General features: G+C 67.3%; 14 protein-coding genes and 1 riboswitch. Of the genes, 5 read left to right on the top strand and 9 right to left on the bottom strand.

Annotation, left to right across the window (positions count from 1 at the left end; genetic code table 11):
- Positions 1-4 precede the first annotated feature (4 nt).
- The 4 genes from ACYVGE_RS01140 to rluD are packed head-to-tail and all read right to left on the bottom strand — an operon-like array spanning position 5 to position 2677.
- Positions 5-418 carry a thiol-disulfide oxidoreductase DCC family protein gene (locus tag ACYVGE_RS01140; protein WP_460726301.1) on the bottom strand — a complete coding sequence of 138 codons (414 nt, stop codon included), beginning with the start codon at positions 416-418 and terminating at the stop codon, positions 5-7.
- Entirely contained in the window at positions 408-944 is a 537-nt protein-coding gene (locus ACYVGE_RS01135; RefSeq protein ID WP_460726299.1) for a DUF4166 domain-containing protein, read from the bottom strand. The genes ACYVGE_RS01140 and ACYVGE_RS01135 overlap by 11 nt, the downstream gene beginning before the upstream one ends.
- Positions 941-1699, bottom strand: a complete 759-nt coding sequence (gene pgeF, locus ACYVGE_RS01130; RefSeq protein ID WP_460726297.1) for a peptidoglycan editing factor PgeF — start codon at positions 1697-1699, stop codon at positions 941-943. The genes ACYVGE_RS01135 and pgeF overlap by 4 nt, the downstream gene beginning before the upstream one ends.
- A 3-nt stretch (positions 1700-1702) precedes the next feature.
- Positions 1703-2677: a 23S rRNA pseudouridine(1911/1915/1917) synthase RluD gene (rluD, locus tag ACYVGE_RS01125; protein WP_457095446.1), complete on the bottom strand. Its 975-nt coding sequence runs from the start codon at positions 2675-2677 to the stop codon at positions 1703-1705.
- An 80-nt stretch (positions 2678-2757) separates the two neighbouring features.
- Between rluD and ACYVGE_RS01120 the strand changes: the two genes are divergently transcribed.
- Positions 2758-3624, top strand: coding sequence for an outer membrane protein assembly factor BamD (locus ACYVGE_RS01120; protein ID WP_460726295.1), 867 nt, complete (start codon positions 2758-2760; stop codon positions 3622-3624).
- Positions 3625-3719: 95 nt separating this feature from the next.
- Here the strand turns inward: ACYVGE_RS01120 and ACYVGE_RS01115 are convergent, their stop codons facing one another.
- From ACYVGE_RS01115 to sucC, 5 genes are all read right to left on the bottom strand, one after another.
- Complete coding sequence (locus ACYVGE_RS01115; RefSeq protein WP_460726293.1) at positions 3720-5348, bottom strand: NAD+ synthase; 1629 nt, start codon at positions 5346-5348, stop codon at positions 3720-3722.
- 160 nt (positions 5349-5508) lie between these two features.
- Positions 5509-6528: a ribonucleotide-diphosphate reductase subunit beta gene (locus ACYVGE_RS01110; protein ID WP_460726291.1), complete on the bottom strand. Its 1020-nt coding sequence runs from the start codon at positions 6526-6528 to the stop codon at positions 5509-5511.
- Between the two features lie 244 nt (positions 6529-6772).
- Positions 6773-9106, bottom strand: coding sequence for a ribonucleoside-diphosphate reductase subunit alpha (locus ACYVGE_RS01105; RefSeq protein WP_460727257.1), 2334 nt, complete (start codon positions 9104-9106; stop codon positions 6773-6775).
- 376 nt (positions 9107-9482) lie between these two features.
- Positions 9483-9737: riboswitch (cobalamin riboswitch) on the bottom strand.
- Positions 9738-9993: 256 nt separating this feature from the next.
- Positions 9994-10869 (bottom strand): succinate--CoA ligase subunit alpha, encoded by an 876-nt coding sequence (sucD, locus tag ACYVGE_RS01100; protein ID WP_460726289.1) that lies wholly within the window; start codon positions 10867-10869, stop codon positions 9994-9996.
- Between the two features lie 129 nt (positions 10870-10998).
- Entirely contained in the window at positions 10999-12165 is a 1167-nt protein-coding gene (sucC, locus tag ACYVGE_RS01095; protein ID WP_460726287.1) for an ADP-forming succinate--CoA ligase subunit beta, read from the bottom strand.
- Positions 12166-12425: 260 nt separating this feature from the next.
- On the opposite strand from sucC, the gene ACYVGE_RS01090 reads away from it, so the two are divergent.
- From ACYVGE_RS01090 to ACYVGE_RS01075, 4 genes are all read left to right on the top strand, one after another.
- Complete coding sequence (locus ACYVGE_RS01090; RefSeq protein ID WP_460726285.1) at positions 12426-14030, top strand: sensor histidine kinase; 1605 nt, start codon at positions 12426-12428, stop codon at positions 14028-14030.
- Positions 14031-14300: 270 nt separating this feature from the next.
- Positions 14301-15779 (top strand): sigma-54-dependent transcriptional regulator, encoded by a 1479-nt coding sequence (locus ACYVGE_RS01085; RefSeq protein ID WP_460726283.1) that lies wholly within the window; start codon positions 14301-14303, stop codon positions 15777-15779.
- Positions 15780-15918: 139 nt separating this feature from the next.
- Positions 15919-16668, top strand: a complete 750-nt coding sequence (locus ACYVGE_RS01080; protein WP_460726281.1) for a hypothetical protein — start codon at positions 15919-15921, stop codon at positions 16666-16668.
- A 245-nt stretch (positions 16669-16913) separates the two neighbouring features.
- A complete protein-coding gene (locus tag ACYVGE_RS01075) occupies positions 16914-17330 on the top strand; it encodes a pilin (protein WP_460726279.1) in 417 nt (138 codons plus the stop codon).
- The last annotated feature ends 103 nt before the right edge of the window (positions 17331-17433 follow it).

The following is a 17433-nucleotide window of genomic DNA, read 5'->3' as shown; positions in this document are numbered from 1 at the left end:
GCCCCTAGGCGAGAAAGCGGTCGGACTGTTCCGGCGGTGGCAACAGGCAGCTGTCGCGACGACCGAACCAGCGATAGCGGTTGCGCGCCAACCAGCGATACATGCGATCGCGCAACGGGCGCGGCACGGCCCACAGCGCGGCTGTCAGGCGCCAGAGACCGCCCAGACCCGCGACCACGCGAACGATGGCGTCGGTGTCGCTCCATGCGTTGCCGGCTTCGACCAGCAGGAAGGAGACCGGGTCGTCGGGATCCATCCCGTGCTGCAACAGCAATGCGCGGCCTCTGGCCGTCTGCATCGGCGCGAAACGGAAGTGTGCGCGTCGGTCGTGGCGAAGCAGAAAGCGCACCCAGCCATTGCAGAGCACGCACACGCCGTCGAAGACGATCACTGGACGCGGATCGGTATCAGGGGACATGAAGCCACCCTCGGTAACGCACCAGCAGTCCCGCCAGGGGTAGCGCCGCGGCGACATCGAACCAGTAGCGTTCCGCCTGCTGCGATTCGCGTGCGTCGACTCCGCGGAACCAGCGCGCGGGCAAGGCCAGGCCGAAAACACGCACCCGTTCCACGCGCCAGACGATGGCTTCGTCCACGACATGGAGACGGAAACCAAACGTCACCAGCCCCAGCCGCTCGCACAACAGACCGTCGTGCGCCCACAGTCGCGACGGCATGGCGTGGCCGGCGACATGCCGCGTCCAACGCTCCTCGCCCGGCAGGGCGGTGATCTCTACTGCAATCGGCCCGTCGCCCGCGGGCGGGAGCCGCGTGGCCCACGCACATAGGCGCGAGAGCCAGACGTCACCGCGCTCGACGCGCACCTCGCCGTGCAGTCGTTGCATGCCAGCGCGCAGGTGCAACGCTCGCACCCGCGGCGGCAAGGCGTCGAAAGCCGCACCGAGCAGCGAGGGAAACAACAGCGGTGCGGAGGGAAGGTTCAAGCGGTCGGATCCATCCACAGCAGCGACGCCATCCGACCGGTGCGCTGGTCGCGGCGATGCGAGTAGAACGACTGCGGATCCGCGATCGTGCACAGCGCGCCGCCGTGGATGTCGTCGGCACGCAGCCCGGCCTTTTCGAGCCGGCGCCGGGCGAGCGCGTAGAGATCGACATTCCAGTGGTCGGGCCGTGTGGTCGTGAAGGCGCGCGCGGCGCCCCAGTCCTTGGCGACGAAGGCGTCGTAGACCTCGACGCCGACTTCGTATCTGCGCGGTCCGGCCGCCGGTCCCAGCCAGGCCACCAGCCGGTCGGCCGGCGTGTGCATCTTGTTCAGGGTGGCTTCCAGCACGCCGGCGGCCAGGCCTCGCCAGCCGGCGTGCGCGGCGCCGACTTCGCCGCCGTCCCTCGCCGCGAGCAGCACGGGCAGGCAATCGGCGGTCAGGATCGCGAGCACCACGCCCGGCGTGGAAGTCACCGCGGCATCGGCTTCGGGCTCGATCGACGTGGCGGCCGCGTCGACGCGCATGACCTCGACCCCGTGCACCTGCCGCAGCCAGTGCGGCGCCGATGGCAACTCCGCGTACTCGGTGAGCTGCTGGCGGTTGCGCTCCACCGCGGTTTCATCGTCGCCCGAGCGCAGCCCCTGGTTGAAGCTGTCGAACGGCGCCTGCGACACGCCGGCACCATGCCGCAGCGTGGTGAAGCCGTGCACCGACTTCGGCACGGGCCACGCGGCGGGCAGGAAGGCCGCGTGCATGACTCAGCGACCGTCCTGCTTCGCCGCCACGGCGTCGTTGTGCAACGCGCGCACCAGGCCACGCATGTCGTCGGGCACCGGGGCGCTGCAACGCACGGGTTCGCCGCTCACCGGATGCGCGAATTCCAGCACTTCGGCATGCAGTGCCTGGCGGCGGAAGCCGCGCAGCGCCTCGATCAGCTCCGGCGTGGCGCCCTTGGGCAGCTTCAACGGGCCGCCGTAGAGCGGGTCGCCCACGATGGGGTGCTTGAGGTGGGCCATGTGCACGCGGATCTGGTGTGTGCGACCGGTTTCCAGGCGGCACTCGAGCAAGGTGTGGGCACGGAAGCGCTCGCGCAGGCGGAAATGCGTGACCGCATCCTTGCCGTCGTCGCGCACGGCCATGCGGATGCGGTCGCGCGGGTGGCGTTCGATCGGCGCGTTGGCGGTGCCGCCGGACACCAGCGCGCCGACCACGACCGCGAGGTACTGGCGGTGCACCTCGCGCGAAGACAGCTGCTCGATCAGCGCGGTATGCGCCGGCAGCGTGCGCGCGATGACCATGACACCGGAGGTGTCCTTGTCGAGGCGATGGACGATGCCCGCCCGCGGTAGCGCATTGAGCGCCGGGTCGCGATGCAGCAGCGCATTCACCAGGGTGCCGGCCGGGTTGCCCGCGCCCGGATGCACCACCAGCCCGGCCGGCTTGTTGATCACGAAGACGTGTTCGTCTTCGTGCAACACGTCCAGGGCGATGTCCTCGGGCTCGGAGTGGGTCTGGACGTCCAGGACCACGGTCAGGGTCACGGCTTCGCCGCCGCGGACCGGATCGCGCGGCCGGACTTCCCTGCCATCGAGGCGGGCGTCGCCGGACTTGATCCAGGCGGACAGCCGGGAACGCGAGTAGTCGGGGAAGAGTTCGGCCAGCACGGCATCGAAGCGGCGACCGGCGCTGCTGTCGGGAACGGTGGCGGAGAGGAGGTTAGCGGAGCCGCTCATGGGGGGACTTGGTTCAGGGGGCGGATCGCCGGGCTGCTATTATCCGGGTTTCGTGCCTCCGGCGTCCGTCCAAGCCTCCCATGACCCCCAGCTGTAACCGCATCGCTCCGCGCGTCCTGCTTTCGCTGCTGCTGATCGCCGTCCTCGCCGGTTCCGGCTGTAGCAAGGGCTTGTTCAAGGACAAGGAAGCCGATGAAGGCCAGCCGGTCGAAGAGCTCTATGCCAAGGCCCACGGCCTGATGAAGCACGGCAACTGGAACGGCGCCGAAACGACCTACCGCCGCCTCGTCGCCCAGTACCCGTACGGTCCCTACACCGAGCAGGCGCTGATCGAAACCGCCTACGCCCAGTACAAGGCGGGCAAGCAGGATGACGCGGTCAGCAGCATCGACCGCTTCCTGCGCACCTACCCGACCCACCGCAACACCTCGTACATGTACTACCTGCGCGGACTGGTGGATTCGAGCCGCGACACCGTGTTCCTGCAGCAGGTATGGCGCCTCGACCCGAGCCGTCGCGACCTGGCTACCCCGCAGCAGGCGTACAACGACTTCCAGATCGTCGCCGAGCGCTATCCGAACAGCCGTTACGCCGAGGACGCCCGCGCGCGCATGGCCAACCTGCGCAACGTCTTCGCCCGCCACGATCTCGACGTCGCCCTGTACTACCTGCGCCGCACCGCCTACGTGGCCGCGGCCGATCGTGCCAAGCGCGTGCTCGAGACCTACCCGCAGAGCAAGTACCAGAACGACGCCGTGGCGACGCTGGCCGCCGCCTACACCGGCCTGGGCAACCAGGTGCTGGCCGACGACGCCAAGCGCGTGCTGCAGCAGAACGAACCCAACCATCCGTACCTGCGCGGCGACTGGCCGGACTATCCGAGCAACCTGCGCAAGCTCAACCCGTTCGCGGGCGAGAAGTCGGCGCTGGACAACGAGAAGCACTGACAGCGCGCTGCTCCGCACCAGCGAAAACGCCGCCCTTGGGGCGGCGTTTTTGTTTTGTCGCAGCGCCAGGGGAATGACCCTGCGCCCTGCGCCTATCAGTCGCCCGTATACCCATTGCTGATCGGATAACGCCGCTCGCGCCCGAACGCACGCCGCGAAACCTTCGGTCCAGGCGCGGCCTGGTGCCGCTTCCATTCACTGATCCGTACCAGCCGCAGCACCCGCTCCACCGTTGCGGCATCGAATCCGGCCGCGACGATGTCCTGGTGCGACTGCTCCAGGTCGACGTGGCGATACAGGATCGCATCCAGCACGTCGTAGGGCGGCAGCGAATCCTGGTCCTTCTGGTTCTCGCGCAGTTCCGCCGAGGGCGGGCGGTCGATCACGCCCTGCGGGATGACGATGTCGCCCACGGTGTTGCGCCAGCGCGCCAGCGCGAACACCTCGGTCTTGTACAGGTCCTTCAGCGGCGCGTAGCCGCCGCACATGTCGCCATAGATCGTGGCATAGCCCACCGCATACTCGCTCTTGTTGCCGGTGGTCAGCAGCAGCCCGCCGAACTTGTTGCTCAGCGCCATCATGATCGCGCCGCGGCTGCGCGACTGCAGGTTCTCTTCGGTCGTATCGACCGGATGTCCCGCGAACTGATCGCCCAGGGCCTCGAGGAACCCCTGGAACGGTTTCTCGATCGGGACGGTGATCATGCGCACGCCCTGCCTGCGGCACTGCTCCTGCGCGAGGTCGTTGGAGATGCCCGCCGTGTAACGCGACGGCATGCGCACCGCGGTGACGTTGTCCGCGCCCAGCGCGTCGACCGCGATCGCCAGCACCAGCGCGGAATCGATGCCGCCGGACAAGCCGATCCAGGCCTGCTTGAATCCGTTCTTGGCGAAGTAGTCGCGCGTGCCGCGCACCACCGCGCGCCAAGCCAGGGCATCGCGGCTCTCGTCGCCATCCTCCATCCACTGCAGCGGGGTGAAGCGGCGCGCTTCCGCATCGAAATCGACCACCAGCCACTGGTCGGCGAAGGCCGCCGCCGGGTGCACGGTGCCGTCGCCGTCGGCGACCACGGAGCCGCCGTCGAACACCACAGCGTCCTGGCCGCCCACGGTGTTGAGATAGGCGATCGCGGCACCGGTCTCCTGCGCGCGCTGCATCAGCAGGCCGTCGCGCTGCGCATGCTTGTCGCGCTCGAACGGCGAGGCATTCGGCACCAGGACCAGCTGCGCGCCGGCGGCCACCGTCTCCGCGATCGGCTCGGGAAACCACAGGTCCTCGCAGATGACTAATCCGACCTGCACGCCGCCGAGCTCGAACACGCAGGTATCGCGGTCCGGATCGACATCGAAGTAGCGGCGCTCGTCGAACACCGCGTAGTTGGGCAGCTCGCGCTTGCGGTAGGTGTGGGCGATGCGGCCGTCGCGCATCACGCTGGCCGCGTTGTACACGATCGCTCCGGCCGCCTGCGGCCAGCCGACGATGGCCACGATGCCGGTGGCGGCGCGGGCGATGCGTTCGATCGCCGCCTCGCAATCGGCAAGGAAGGCCGGGCGCAGCAGCAGGTCCTCGGGCGGATAGCCGCTGAGTGCCAGCTCGGGGAAAAGCACGACGTCGGCGCCGTATTCGTCCCGCGCCACGGCGATCATCTCGATGAGGCGGTCGGCGTTCTTCGCCACCGCACCGACCGGGAAATCGAACTGCGCCATCGCGATCCGCAACGTCATGCCCTGCTCCAGCCCACGCCTGCGCGCATTCTACTGCGCGTGGCAACTCGGCTTGCGGCGGGCCCGTTCCTTCTCCTGCACTGCCCTCACCCCAACCCTCTCACCCTTGGACACCCTTCGGGCGCCGTAAACGGGAGAGGGAGCAATGGCGGCCGCGCCGTCAGAATGCATCGTCAAAGCCGACCGCGCCGCTGATGCCGACCTGGTAGGCCGAGACGCGGCGCTCGAAGAAATTGGTCAGCTCCTGCACGTCCTGCAGGTCCATGAACGGGAACGGGTTCTTCGCGCCGAATTCCGGCGCCAGGCCCAGCGCGGACAGGCGCAGGTCGGCGACGTATTCCAGGTACTGGCGCATCTCGCGCGGCGACAGGCCATTGACGCCGCCCGAGAGTACGTCGTCGGCGAAGCCGGCTTCGACCTCGATCGCCTCGCGCAGCATGGCGCGCACATCGCGCTCCATGCCGGCATCGAACAGGCCGGGATCCTCGCTGCGCACGGTATGGATCACTTCCAGCGCGAAGGCCATGTGGCCGGATTCGTCGCGGAACACCCAGTTGGTGCCGCTGGCCAGGCCCGGCAGCAGGCCGCGCGACCGCAGGAACCAGACGTAGGCGAATGCGGCGAAGAAGAACAGTCCCTCGATGCAGCAGGCGAAGCAGATCAGGTTGAGCAGGAAGGCGCGGCGCTGCTCGCGTGTCTCCAGCTGCCGCAGCGACTGGATCGAATCCATCCACTTGAAGCAGAACGCGGCCTTGGCGCGGATCGAGGGAATGTTCTCGATCGCGGCGAAGGCCTCCGCGCGGCGCGCCGGATCGGGAATATAGGCATCGAGCAGCGTGAGGTAGAACTGCACGTGCAGCGCCTCCTCGTACAACTGGCGCGACAGGTACATACGTGCCTCGGGCGCGTTGATGTGCTGGTACAGGTTCAGCACCAGGTTGTTCGCCACGATCGAGTCACCGGTGGCGAAGAAGGCAACCAGGCGTTCGATCAGGTGGCGGTCGGCGGCGCTGAGCTTGTGGCGCAGGTCGTTGAGATCGATCCCGAAATCGATTTCCTCCACCGTCCAGGTGTTGCGGATCGCGTCCTTGTACATCTCGTAGAACGCGGGGTAGCGCATCGGCCGCAAGGTGAGGGCGAAGCCGGGGTCGAGCAGATGCTGGTTTGTCACAGCAGACATGGAGTGCTCCAGGTGCATGGGCTTCCCCGCTCGCGCGGGTAAGGTTGGGACACGAGGCCCCCTCCCCCGCTTTGCGGGGGAGGGTTGGGGCGGGGGCACGCGGGGGACACGATGGCCCCCATCCCAGCCTTCCCCCGCCATGCGGGAGAAGGGGCAGGAGAGCAGGTGCGGCGGCGACCGCCACAGCTTCCATGCAGCGCCACGTCCTGTGGCGACCACGGCGCCGTCGCACCTGCATGAAGCGTTACTGGCAGGCCTCGCAGGCCTCCGGGTTCTCCAGCGAACAGGCCAGGGCCTGCTGTTCGGAATAGGTCGGTGCCGGCGCCGCGGCGACGGTCGCCTTGGCAATCCGCGTGGCCGGTCGCGAGCGCAGGTAATAGGTGGTCTTCAATCCCGCCTTCCACGCGTACATGTACATGGACGACAGCCGGCCGATGTTCGGGCTCTCCATGAACAGGTTCAGCGACTGCGACTGGTCGAGATACGGACCGCGCGCCGCGGCGAGATCGATCAGCGCCTTCTGTGGCAGTTCCCACGCGGTGCGGTACACCACCTTGAGCGCATCCGGCAGCCCGGCCACGTTCTGCACCGAGCCTTCGGCGAGCTTGATCGCGTCGCGCGTTTCCGCGGTCCACAGGCCGAGCTTCTTCAGCTCGTCGACCAGGTAGCGGTTGATCTGCAGGAAATCCCCCGACAGCGTCTCGCGCTTGAACAGGTTGGACACCTGCGGCTCGATGCATTCGTAACAGCCGGCGATCGAGGCGATGGTCGCCGTTGGCGCGATGGCGATCAGCAGCGAATTGCGCAGTCCGTGCTCGGCGATGCGCTGCTTCAACGCGTCCCACGCCGCGGTGTCGCTGGGCGTGATGCCCCAGAGGTCGAACTGCAGCGCGCCGCCGGCGGCGCGCGTCTCGGCGTAGCTCGGATGCGCGCCATGCTGCTCGGCGATCTCGCACGAGGCCTCGAGCGCGTGCAGGTAGATGCGTTCGGCGATCTTCGTCGACAGTTGCAGCGCCTCGGCCGAATCAAACGGCAGGCGCAGCTTGAAGAACACGTCCTGCAGGCCCATCACGCCCAGCCCGACCGGGCGCCAGCGCAGGTTGGAGCGGCGTGCGGATTCGATCGGATAGAAATTGAGGTCGATCACGCGGTCGAGCTGGCGCACCGCCACGCGCACGGTTTCGGCCAGCTTGTCGAAGTCGAACACCGGCTTGCCGTCGTCGAACAGGGCGACATGCTGCGCGAGGTTGATCGAGCCCAGGTTGCACACCGCGGTTTCCTCGGCGGAGGTCACCTCGAGGATCTCCGTGCACAGGTTCGACAGGTGCACGGTGCGCCCCGGCCCGACCTGGTTGCAGGTGCGGTTGGAGGCATCCTTGAACGTCATCCAGCCGTTGCCGGTCTCGCCCAGCACTTTCATCATCCGCGCGTACAGCTCGCGCGCCTTGATCGTCTTCGCCGCGAGCCCCTGCTGCTCGGCCTGCACATAGGCGCGCTCGAAGGCCTCGCCCCACAGGTCGACGAAGTCCGGCACCGCGTATGGGTCGAACAGCGACCAGTCGCCATCCACCTCCACGCGCTGCATGAACAGGTCGGGCACCCAGTTGGCGAGGTTGAGGTTGTGCGTGCGCCGCGCCTCGTCGCCGGTGTTCTCGCGCAGCTCGAGGAATTCCTCGATGTCGGCGTGCCAGGTTTCCAGGTAGATGCAGGCCGCGCCCTTGCGCTTGCCGCCCTGGTTCACCGCGGCGACCGAGGCATCGAGGGTCTTCAGCCACGGCACGATGCCGTTGCTGCGGCCGTTGGTGGAACGGATCAGCGAACCGCGCGAACGGATGCGCGAATAGGCCTGGCCGATGCCGCCACTGAACTTCGACAACTGGGCGACGTCGCCGTAGCGCGCATAGATGTCGGTGAGCGAGTCCTGCGGCGAATCCAGCAGGAAGCAGGACGACAGCTGCTCGTGGCGCGTACCGGAGTTGAACAGCGTCGGCGAACTGGGGATGTAGTCGAGCGACGCCATCAGGCGGTACAGCTCCAGCGCCGCGGCCGGGTTTTCGGTCAGCGACACCGCGATGCGCATGAAGAACTGCTGCGGTGTCTCGATCACGCTGCGGCGCTGCGGATGCTTGAGCAGGTAGCGGTCGTACAGCGTGCGCAGGCCGAAGTACTCGAAGCGCTGGGTCTGCGCCGTATCGATCGCATCGTTGAACTTGCGCGCGTTGGCCTCGACGGTATCGCGCACGCGGTCGTTGATCAGGCCGAGCTCGTGGCCGAGCACGATCGATTGCGAGAACGAATGCACGCCCAGGCCCGACACTTCCTTGTCGATGTAGCCGGCGAGCAGGCGCGCGGCGAGGCGGGCGTACTGCGGCTCCTCGGCGGTGAAGGCAGCGGCGGTACGGATCGACAGTTCATCGAGCTCGCGCGTGGTCGCGCCGTCGAAGATGCCGGCGATGGTCTTGAGCGCGACCCGCATCGGGTCGATGTCGTTGAGGCCGTCGCCACAGCGCGTCACCGCGCGCACGATCTTGCCGACGTCGACCGGTTCCTTGCGGCCGTCGCGCTTGGTGATGGTCATGGTCGCCGGCGCATGCGGCGGGGTCAGGGCGAAGCTGCTTTGCGCGGCGTTGTTCGCAGACGCTGTGGAAAGCGCGGTTGAAGGCGTGTCGCCATCGCGTACCGGCGTTTCGGTGGCTGCTTCGGCCAGGGTTTCGATGTGCATGGCTGTCCTCTCCGGTGGATGTGGAGAAGAAGCGAAAGCGGTCGCACGCATTGCGATTGGGCGCTTCGACCCGGATCGCTGCTGCGCACGTGCCAGCCCCCGCCCCCTCGGGCGAGCCGGCTTCAACGCGGGGATGCTGTCCAACAGCATGGAGACGGTGCGACGGCACGGGACGGACTCCCGGCATGGTCGACCGTCGCTCCCCGCGGAGACGCCTGGCCAAACGGAGGCATCGCTGCATCCGGTCGTGGCAGGTTTTCGGGCTTCTGGTCGGGCGGCGGGCCGGGGCTCGCCGTCTTCCTACTGCGCGTCGCTTCCCAGCTGCATCCCGTTACGGGATCGGGCCAGTGCCATTGACGCGGGTCGTTACCAGTTACCGCTGCGGGGCAGCTCCGGAATCGGTCCGAACATGCTCGGATCGGGCCTCACCGGATTCCCTTTAAGCCTTCCCCGGGCGGGGTCGGCACCATCGACAACCACAAGATAATGGGGGCGACTTGATTGGTCAACGCTAAATATTGATTGAGCGCCCCCATCCCAGCCTTCCCCCGCGGGCGGGGGAAGGGGCGCGGGCTCGGCCCTTCATTCTTGCCCGTCGGTGGTGGCGCCTCGGTCGCCGCGCATCGCACTCTCCCTCCCCCGCTTGCGGGGGAGGGTTGGGGTGGGGGCACTGGCTGGGGTGGGGGCACACGCAACAACAAAAAAGCCGCCCGGAGGCGGCTTTCTGCAAACGCAATGCGTCGTTACTTGGCGAGGCGCTTCGCGATCGCCGCACCGAGGTCGCCCGGCGACTTCACCGTGGTGACGCCGGCCTTTTCCATCGCGGCGAACTTGCCTTCGGCCGTGCCCGATCCGCCCGAGGCGATCGCACCGGCGTGGCCCATGCGCTTGCCCTTCGGCGCCGAGGCGCCGGCGATGAAGCCGACCACCGGCTTGGTCACGTACTTGCTGATGAATTCGGCCGCTTCTTCCTCGGCCGAACCGCCGATCTCGCCGACCATGATGATGCCTTCGGTCTGCGGGTCGTCCTGGAACATCTTGAGCGCGTCGATGAAGCTCGTGCCGTTGATGGGGTCGCCGCCGATGCCGATGCAGGTCGACTGGCCGAGGCCCACGTCGGTGGTCTGCTTGACGGCTTCATAGGTCAGCGTGCCCGAACGCGACACGATGCCGATCTTGCCCGGCAGGTGGATGTGGCCCGGCATGATGCCGATCTTGCACTCGCCCGGCGTGATCACGCCCGGGCAGTTGGGACCGACCAGCACGACGTCGTCGTAACCGTTGAGGGTGTTCTTCACGCGCAGCATGTCGAGGACCGGGATGCCCTCGGTGATGCAGACGATGACCTTGATGCCGGCATCGGCCGCTTCGAGGATCGCGTCGGCCGCGAACGGCGGCGGCACGTAGATGACGGAGGCATCGGCGCCGGTTTCGTTGACCGCATCGGCAACGGTGTTGAACACCGGCAGGCCGAGGTGCTGGGTGCCGCCCTTGCCGGGGGTCACGCCACCGACGACCTTGGTGCCGTAGTCGAGCATCTGCTCGGCGTGGAAGGTGCCCTGCGAGCCGGTGAAGCCCTGGACGATGACCTTGGTGTTCTTGTTGATCAGAACGGACATGTGATTCGAATCCTAGGTTTTTGACCCCTTCCCCCGCTTGCGGGGGAAGGTTGGGATGGGGGCGCTTTTGCGAAAAGCCTCACCCCCACCCTAGCCCTCCCCCGCAAGCGGTGGAGGGGATTAAAAGGATCAGGCGTTGGCGACGGCCGCAACCGCCTTCTTCGCGCCGTCGTTGATGTCGTCGGCCGGAGTGATGGCCAGACCCGAGTTCTTCAGCAGTTCCTTGCCGGCTTCCACGTTCGTGCCTTCGAGGCGGACGATGACGGGAACCTTGACGTCGACTTCCTTGACCGCGGCGATGATGCCGTCGGCGATCATGTCGCAGCGGACGATGCCGCCGAAGATGTTGACGAAGATCGCCTTCACCTTGTCGCTCGACAGGATCAGCTTGAAGGCTTCGGTCACGCGTTCCTTGGTGGCGCCGCCGCCGACGTCGAGGAAGTTGGCCGGCGAACCGCCATTGAGCGAGATGACGTCCATCGTCGCCATCGCGAGACCGGCGCCGTTGACCATGCAGCCGATGTTGCCGTCCATGGTGACGTAGTTGAGGTCGTGCTGGCTGGCCTTGACCTCGGTCTCGTCTTCCTGGCGGATGTCGCGCATCGCGGCCAGTTCCGGATGGCGGAAGGTCGCGTTGTCGTCGGAGTTGATCTTGCCGTCGAGCACGGCGAGGTCTCCGTTGGTCATGATGGCGAGCGGGTTGAGCTCGACCAGCGCCAGGTCCTTGTCGTTGAACAGCTTGTACAGGCCCAGCATGATCTTCGACAGCTGGCCCACCTGCTTGGCGTTGAGGCCGAGGGCGAAGCCGAGGTCGCGGGTCTGGTAGGGCTGCAGGCCCTGCACGTAGTTCACGTGCAGCGTCTTGATCGCTTCGGGCTTCTCGTGCGCGACCTGCTCGATGTCCATGCCGCCTTCGGCGGACGCGATGAACGTGATCGACTTGCTGTCGCGGTCGACGAGCACCGAGAGGTACAGCTCCTTGGCGATGTCGGTGGCCTGGGTCACCAGCACGCTGTCGACGGGCAGTTCCACGCCGGCGGTCTGGTAGGTGGCCATCTTCGTGCCGAGCATGCCCTTGGCGTACTCGCGCACTTCATCGAAGGTCTTGGCGAGCTTCACGCCGCCGGCCTTGCCGCGGCCGCCCGCATGGATCTGGGCCTTGACTACCCAGAAGTCGCCGCCGATGGCCTTGGCTGCATCGACAGCCTCTTCCGGCGTGCGCGCTACGCGCCCGGCCGGCACCGAAATGCCGTAATCGGCAAAGAGCTGCTTTGCCTGGTATTCGTGGAAATTCATGCGTCACCGAGGGGAAGGAAAGAACCCGCGCCAGAACTCGCGGCCAGGGTGGCCGCCGCGCGAGGGGCAGCATTGTCGCGCATTTCATGCTGCGCATGAAATCCCAAGCTGCCCTGCACCTTGGGCCCCGCTACGCGCTCCAATCCCCGCCCCTGCGGGACGCCCCTTACCAAGGGGCTGCGCTGCAAGTGGATTTTCCGGCTCGGCCGGCCTCTGGCGCCCCCCTATACTCAGCCCGCGCCATCACCAGGGACTTCCGCTTGACTACTCGCCCCGCCGCCCAAGCCGACAGCGCGCTGCGCCGCGAGTTGCACTTCTTCACCCTGTTCCGGCTGTTCGAAGCCGCGCTGCTGACCTTCCTCTTGTTCGGCCCGGTGCGCGATTACGTCACCGAGCCGCGCGACGAGGGCGTCGCCAAGGCCACGGTGGTCAGCTACCTGTTCGTCGCGCTGGTGCTGTTCGTGATCCGCAAGCGCGGCGACCTGCAGTTGCAGGCACTGACCGGGATCGCGTTCGACCTGTTCTTCTGCATCCTCGCCGTGTATGCGTTGCCGGGGACGCGGGCGGGCATCGTCCTCATGCTGATGTTCAACGTCGGCGCGGCAGCGCTGCTGCTGCCGACGCGCTTCGGCCTGGGCGTCGCCACGCTCGCCGCCGGCGCGCTGGTCCTCGAATACTTCTGGAACGCAAGTACCGGCGACACCTCGCGCGGGATCGCCGAACCACTGCTGTTCGCGACCGGCTACATGGCCACCGCCACGCTGACCAACGTGCTGGGCCGGCAGATGCGCGAAAGCGTCGACCTGGCCGCGCGCCACGGCGAGGACGCAGCGTCGCTCGCCGAAGTCAACGAACTGATCATCCGCCGCCTGCGCACGGGCGTGCTGCTGGTCGACAAACACGGCCACCTGCGCCTCGCCAACGAAGCGGCGATGCTGCTGTTGAGCGACAGCGGCGACCACCCGGGCGAAGGCCGCAATCTGCAGGTGGCCGCACCGGCATTGGCCAAGCGGCTGGAGGTCTGGCGCGAGAGCAGCCGTGCCGACGACACGCCACTGCAGCTCGCCCCCGACCTGCCCGAAGTCGTGCCGCGCTTCACTCGCCTGCGCGCGGGCAGCGAGCAGGTCCTGGTCTTCCTCGACGACACCAGCATCGTTTCGCGCCAGGTCGAATCGATGACGCTGGCCACGCTGGGCCGTTTTTCGGCCAGTCTCGCCCACGAGATCCGCAATCCGCTGGCGGCGATCAATTACGCCGTGCAGTTGCTCGAAGAATCGAAGGAACTGCCCACGGCCGACCTGCGCCTACTCGAGATCGTGCGCCAGCAGGGGCAGCGCATGAACGGCATCGTCGAAAACGTCCTCGGCCTCGCCCGCCGCGAGCCCGCCAAACCCGAGCACGTCGACCTGGTCGCCTTCACCCGCCGCTTCGTCGAGGACTACGCCGGCAGCCATCCCCTGGAGCACGACACGCTGCTGGCCACCGGCAAGCCGACCGCGCTGTTCACCCTGATCGATCCGCGCCAGTTGCACCAGGTCCTGACCGCACTGGTCTACAACGCCCTCACCTATGGCCGAATGCCGGGCCAGCCAGCGCGCGTCTACGTCCATGTCTCCGTCGACGACGACGGGATCCCAGCCATCGATGTCCGCGACCGCGGACCGGGCGTGCCCGAATCCGTGGTGCGCCAGCTGTTCCGCCCGTTCTTCACCACCTCGGGCCATGGCACCGGCCTGGGCCTGTACATCGCACGCGAGCTCTGCCGCGCCAACCAGGCCACGCTCGAACACGTGTCCCTGCCCGGCGGCGGTGCCTGCTTCCGGATCGGGCTGTCGGCGCCCAGTCCCCTGATGGGCGGTAGCTGACCCCGCCCCGTGCCGCGCGCGAGGCCCCGACCCCCCGCGCATCGCCTTCACGGCCATCGCCCGTCACGGCCGTTGGACCTCACGCACCAACGCTCCTGGCCTCAGTACCATGTCCGCTTGCCTGAACGCCGTTCACCTGCGCACGCCCCCCGGAAAGCGCCGCAGCGCACAGTTCCTGCCCCAACGGTTCAGGTGCCCGCCATCCCCTCCTTCCCGCGCTTGGCCTCAGCGGCGCCATTCCGCTATCGTGTCGCCGGCGCGGAGGAGCGGATGACTGAAACACGCAGTGCATTGATAGTCGACGACGAGCGCGATATCCGCGAACTGCTCGTCATGACCCTGGGCCGCATGGGCCTGCGATGCGATACCGCCGCTACCCTGGCCGATGCGCGAGCCCAGCTCGCCGCGAATTCCTATGACCTGTGCCTGACCGACATGCGCCTGCCGGACGGTTCGGGCATGGAGCTGGTGGCCGAGATCAGCCACAAGTGCCCCAACACCCCGGTCGCCATGATCACCGCCTTCGGCAACGTCGAAGCCGCGGTGGAAGCGCTCAGGGCCGGCGCTTTCGACTTCGTTGCCAAGCCGGTCGACCTGTCGGTGCTGCGCGACCTCGTGCGCCACGCCCTGGACCTGCGCGAGAAGCGCCGCACCATCGCCGCGGCCGACCCGGTCGCCGCCCGCTTCTTCGGCGACTCCCCGGCCATCGCGACCCTGCGCCAGACCATCGCCAAGGTCGCGCGCAGCCAGGCCCCGGTCTACATCGCCGGCGAGTCCGGCGTCGGCAAGGAACTGACCGCGCGCACCATCCACGACCAAGGCCCCCGCGCCAACGGCCCCTTCGTGCCGGTGAACTGCGGCGCGATCCCCGCCGAACTGATGGAAAGCGAGTTCTTCGGCCACAAGAAGGGCAGCTTCACCGGCGCCCACGCCGACAAGCCCGGCCTGTTCCAGGCGGCCGACGGCGGCACGCTGTTCCTGGATGAAGTCGCCGAGCTGCCGCTGGCGATGCAGGTCAAGCTGCTGCGCGCGATCCAGGAAAAGTCGATCCGCCCGGTCGGCGCCAATGCCGAAGTCAATGTCGACGTCCGCATCCTCTCGGCGACGCACAAGAACCTGGCCGCCCTGACCGAGGATGGCCGCTTCCGCCATGACCTCTACTACCGCATCAACGTCATCGAGCTGCGCGTCCCGCCGCTGCGCGAGCGCCTCGAAGACCTGCCCGGCCTGGCCCAGCGCGTCCTGAACCGCCTCGCCGGCGCACAGGGCCGCCCCGTCCCCACGCTGTCCGCGGCCGCCCTCGACGCGCTGCGTGCGCACCCGTTCCCCGGCAACGTCCGCGAGCTCGAAAACGTCCTCGAACGCGCGCTGGCCATGGCCGACGATGACCGCATCGAAGCCTCCGACCTGCGCCTGCCGCAGCCGCAGACCGCTGTCTCGGCCGCCATCGCCGCCGGCCACTCGACCGTGTTCGGCGCCCCGCCCGGCGCGCTTGCGCGCGCCCCCGCCAACGTGCCCCCGCCGACCGACCCCCGCGCCACCGGCACCCACGCCGCCTTCGACCCCCGCCAACTCAGCGCGCGCGAAACCGCCAGCAGCCGCCTGCCCGAATACATCGAGCAGATGGAGCGCCAGGCCATCGAACAGGCGTTGCAGGAAAACCGCTTCAACAAGACGCGGACGGCAGCGGCGCTGGGGATCACGTTCCGGGCGTTGCGCTACAAGCTGAAGAAGCTGGGGATCGACTGATCTGCGCGAAGCGCGTCGCCGCTGTTCCAAACTGCATCACACGAAGGGCCGCCACAAATCGCGGCCCTTTGTCTATGTTACTGGCCGTACAACGCGCGCCCCGTCAGGGGCTTCCATCCACCTGCCTGCCAAACAAGCCATGACCCGCTGGAAAGCCTCCGCCATCCATCTCACCCTGAGCGTCCTCGTCCTGTGCACCATCGCCGCCGTGCTGGTCTGGCGCTGGTATCCACCCGGCCTGTTCCACATGGCCAATGCCGACAAGCTGCTGCTGATCATCGCCGGCGTCGACGTGGTGATAGGCCCGCTGCTGACCCTGATCATCTACAAGCAGGGCAAAAAGAGCCTCAAATTCGACCTGACCGTGATCGCACTTCTCCAGGTCGCGGCATTGGGTTTCGGTCTGCGCACCCTGTGGGAATCGCGCCCCATCTATTTTGTCGATTCGGGCAAGTACTTCGATCTGGTCTTCGCCAACGAAATCGACCCGGCGGACCTGCCGGCCGCCAAACCACAATTCCGCACCCTGCCTATGTTTGGTGCGCGCGCCGTGGGCATCGTGATACCCACGGACCCGAAGGAGCGCGAAAAGGCCCTGGAGCTCGCCCTCGCCGGCAAGGACATGCAGTTCGTACCCGCCAATTACCTGCCGCACGAAAAGGTCGTCGCCACCCTGCTGGCGAACACGCCGCCGATCACGCTGACACTGGAAAAACTTTCCGCCCAGGATCGCGGGACCCTGCAGGCCATGGCCCGCTCCACCGGCCTGCCCATCTCCGACCTGGCCCTGGTTCCCCTCTACTCCTCTCGCGGTGGCGCCGCGCTGCTGCTTGACGCGCGCACCGGCCAGATCATCCGCCCGGTCGCGGTTGCAATTCCCTCGGGCTGAACCCGACCTGACGCCCTGGGTCAGTCCAAAGCGAGATGGGTGACGCAGAGCGTCACCCAATCGTTCAGCCCAGGTGAAGGTACGTGATGGGGTGGGCAATTTGCATCGAAAGTCGGGGCTGAACGGCATTGGCACGCCCCGTGCGTACTACTCTGGGCACGTGCAGCCAAGCACGGCAAGGCCGACGGACCGGAACAGCCGGACCTGCAGGCACGTGAAGTACAACCACTCCTAGGGGATACACCATGAAGAAGCAGCAAGGCTTTACCCTCATCGAACTGATGATCGTCGTGGCCATCATCGCCATCCTGGCCGCGATCGCCATCCCGCAGTACAACGACTACACCGCCCGCTCGCAGCTGGCCGAAGCCGTGACCCTGGCCGGCGGCCTGAAGACCCCGGTCGCCGAAGCGTTCGCCAACGACGCCACTGCCGCTAACTCCTGCGTTATCCCGGGCGGTACCGTGACCACCGGCAAGTACGTTTCCGGGATCACTGCCAATGGCGCCGATCCGTGCGCCATCGTCGCGACCATGGCCGCTGCCGGCGTTGCCACCAAGGCTGCTGGCAAGACGGTCACCATGACCTACACCTCGGCCACCGGCCAGTGGGTGTGCACCTCCAACGCCAACGTCGAAGTGAAGCCGAAGGCCTGCACCTAAGCCACGTTCGCTTCTGAACGCGCTTCAGGGACCCCGGCTCTGGCCGGGGTCTTTTTTTGCCCGGAAACCTCGAAAACGTGCGCAAATTCCGTACGCCGCAGCT

Source organism: Lysobacter rhizosphaerae, from assembly GCF_054779795.1.
This window is presented reverse-complemented; position numbering and strand designations above follow the sequence as displayed.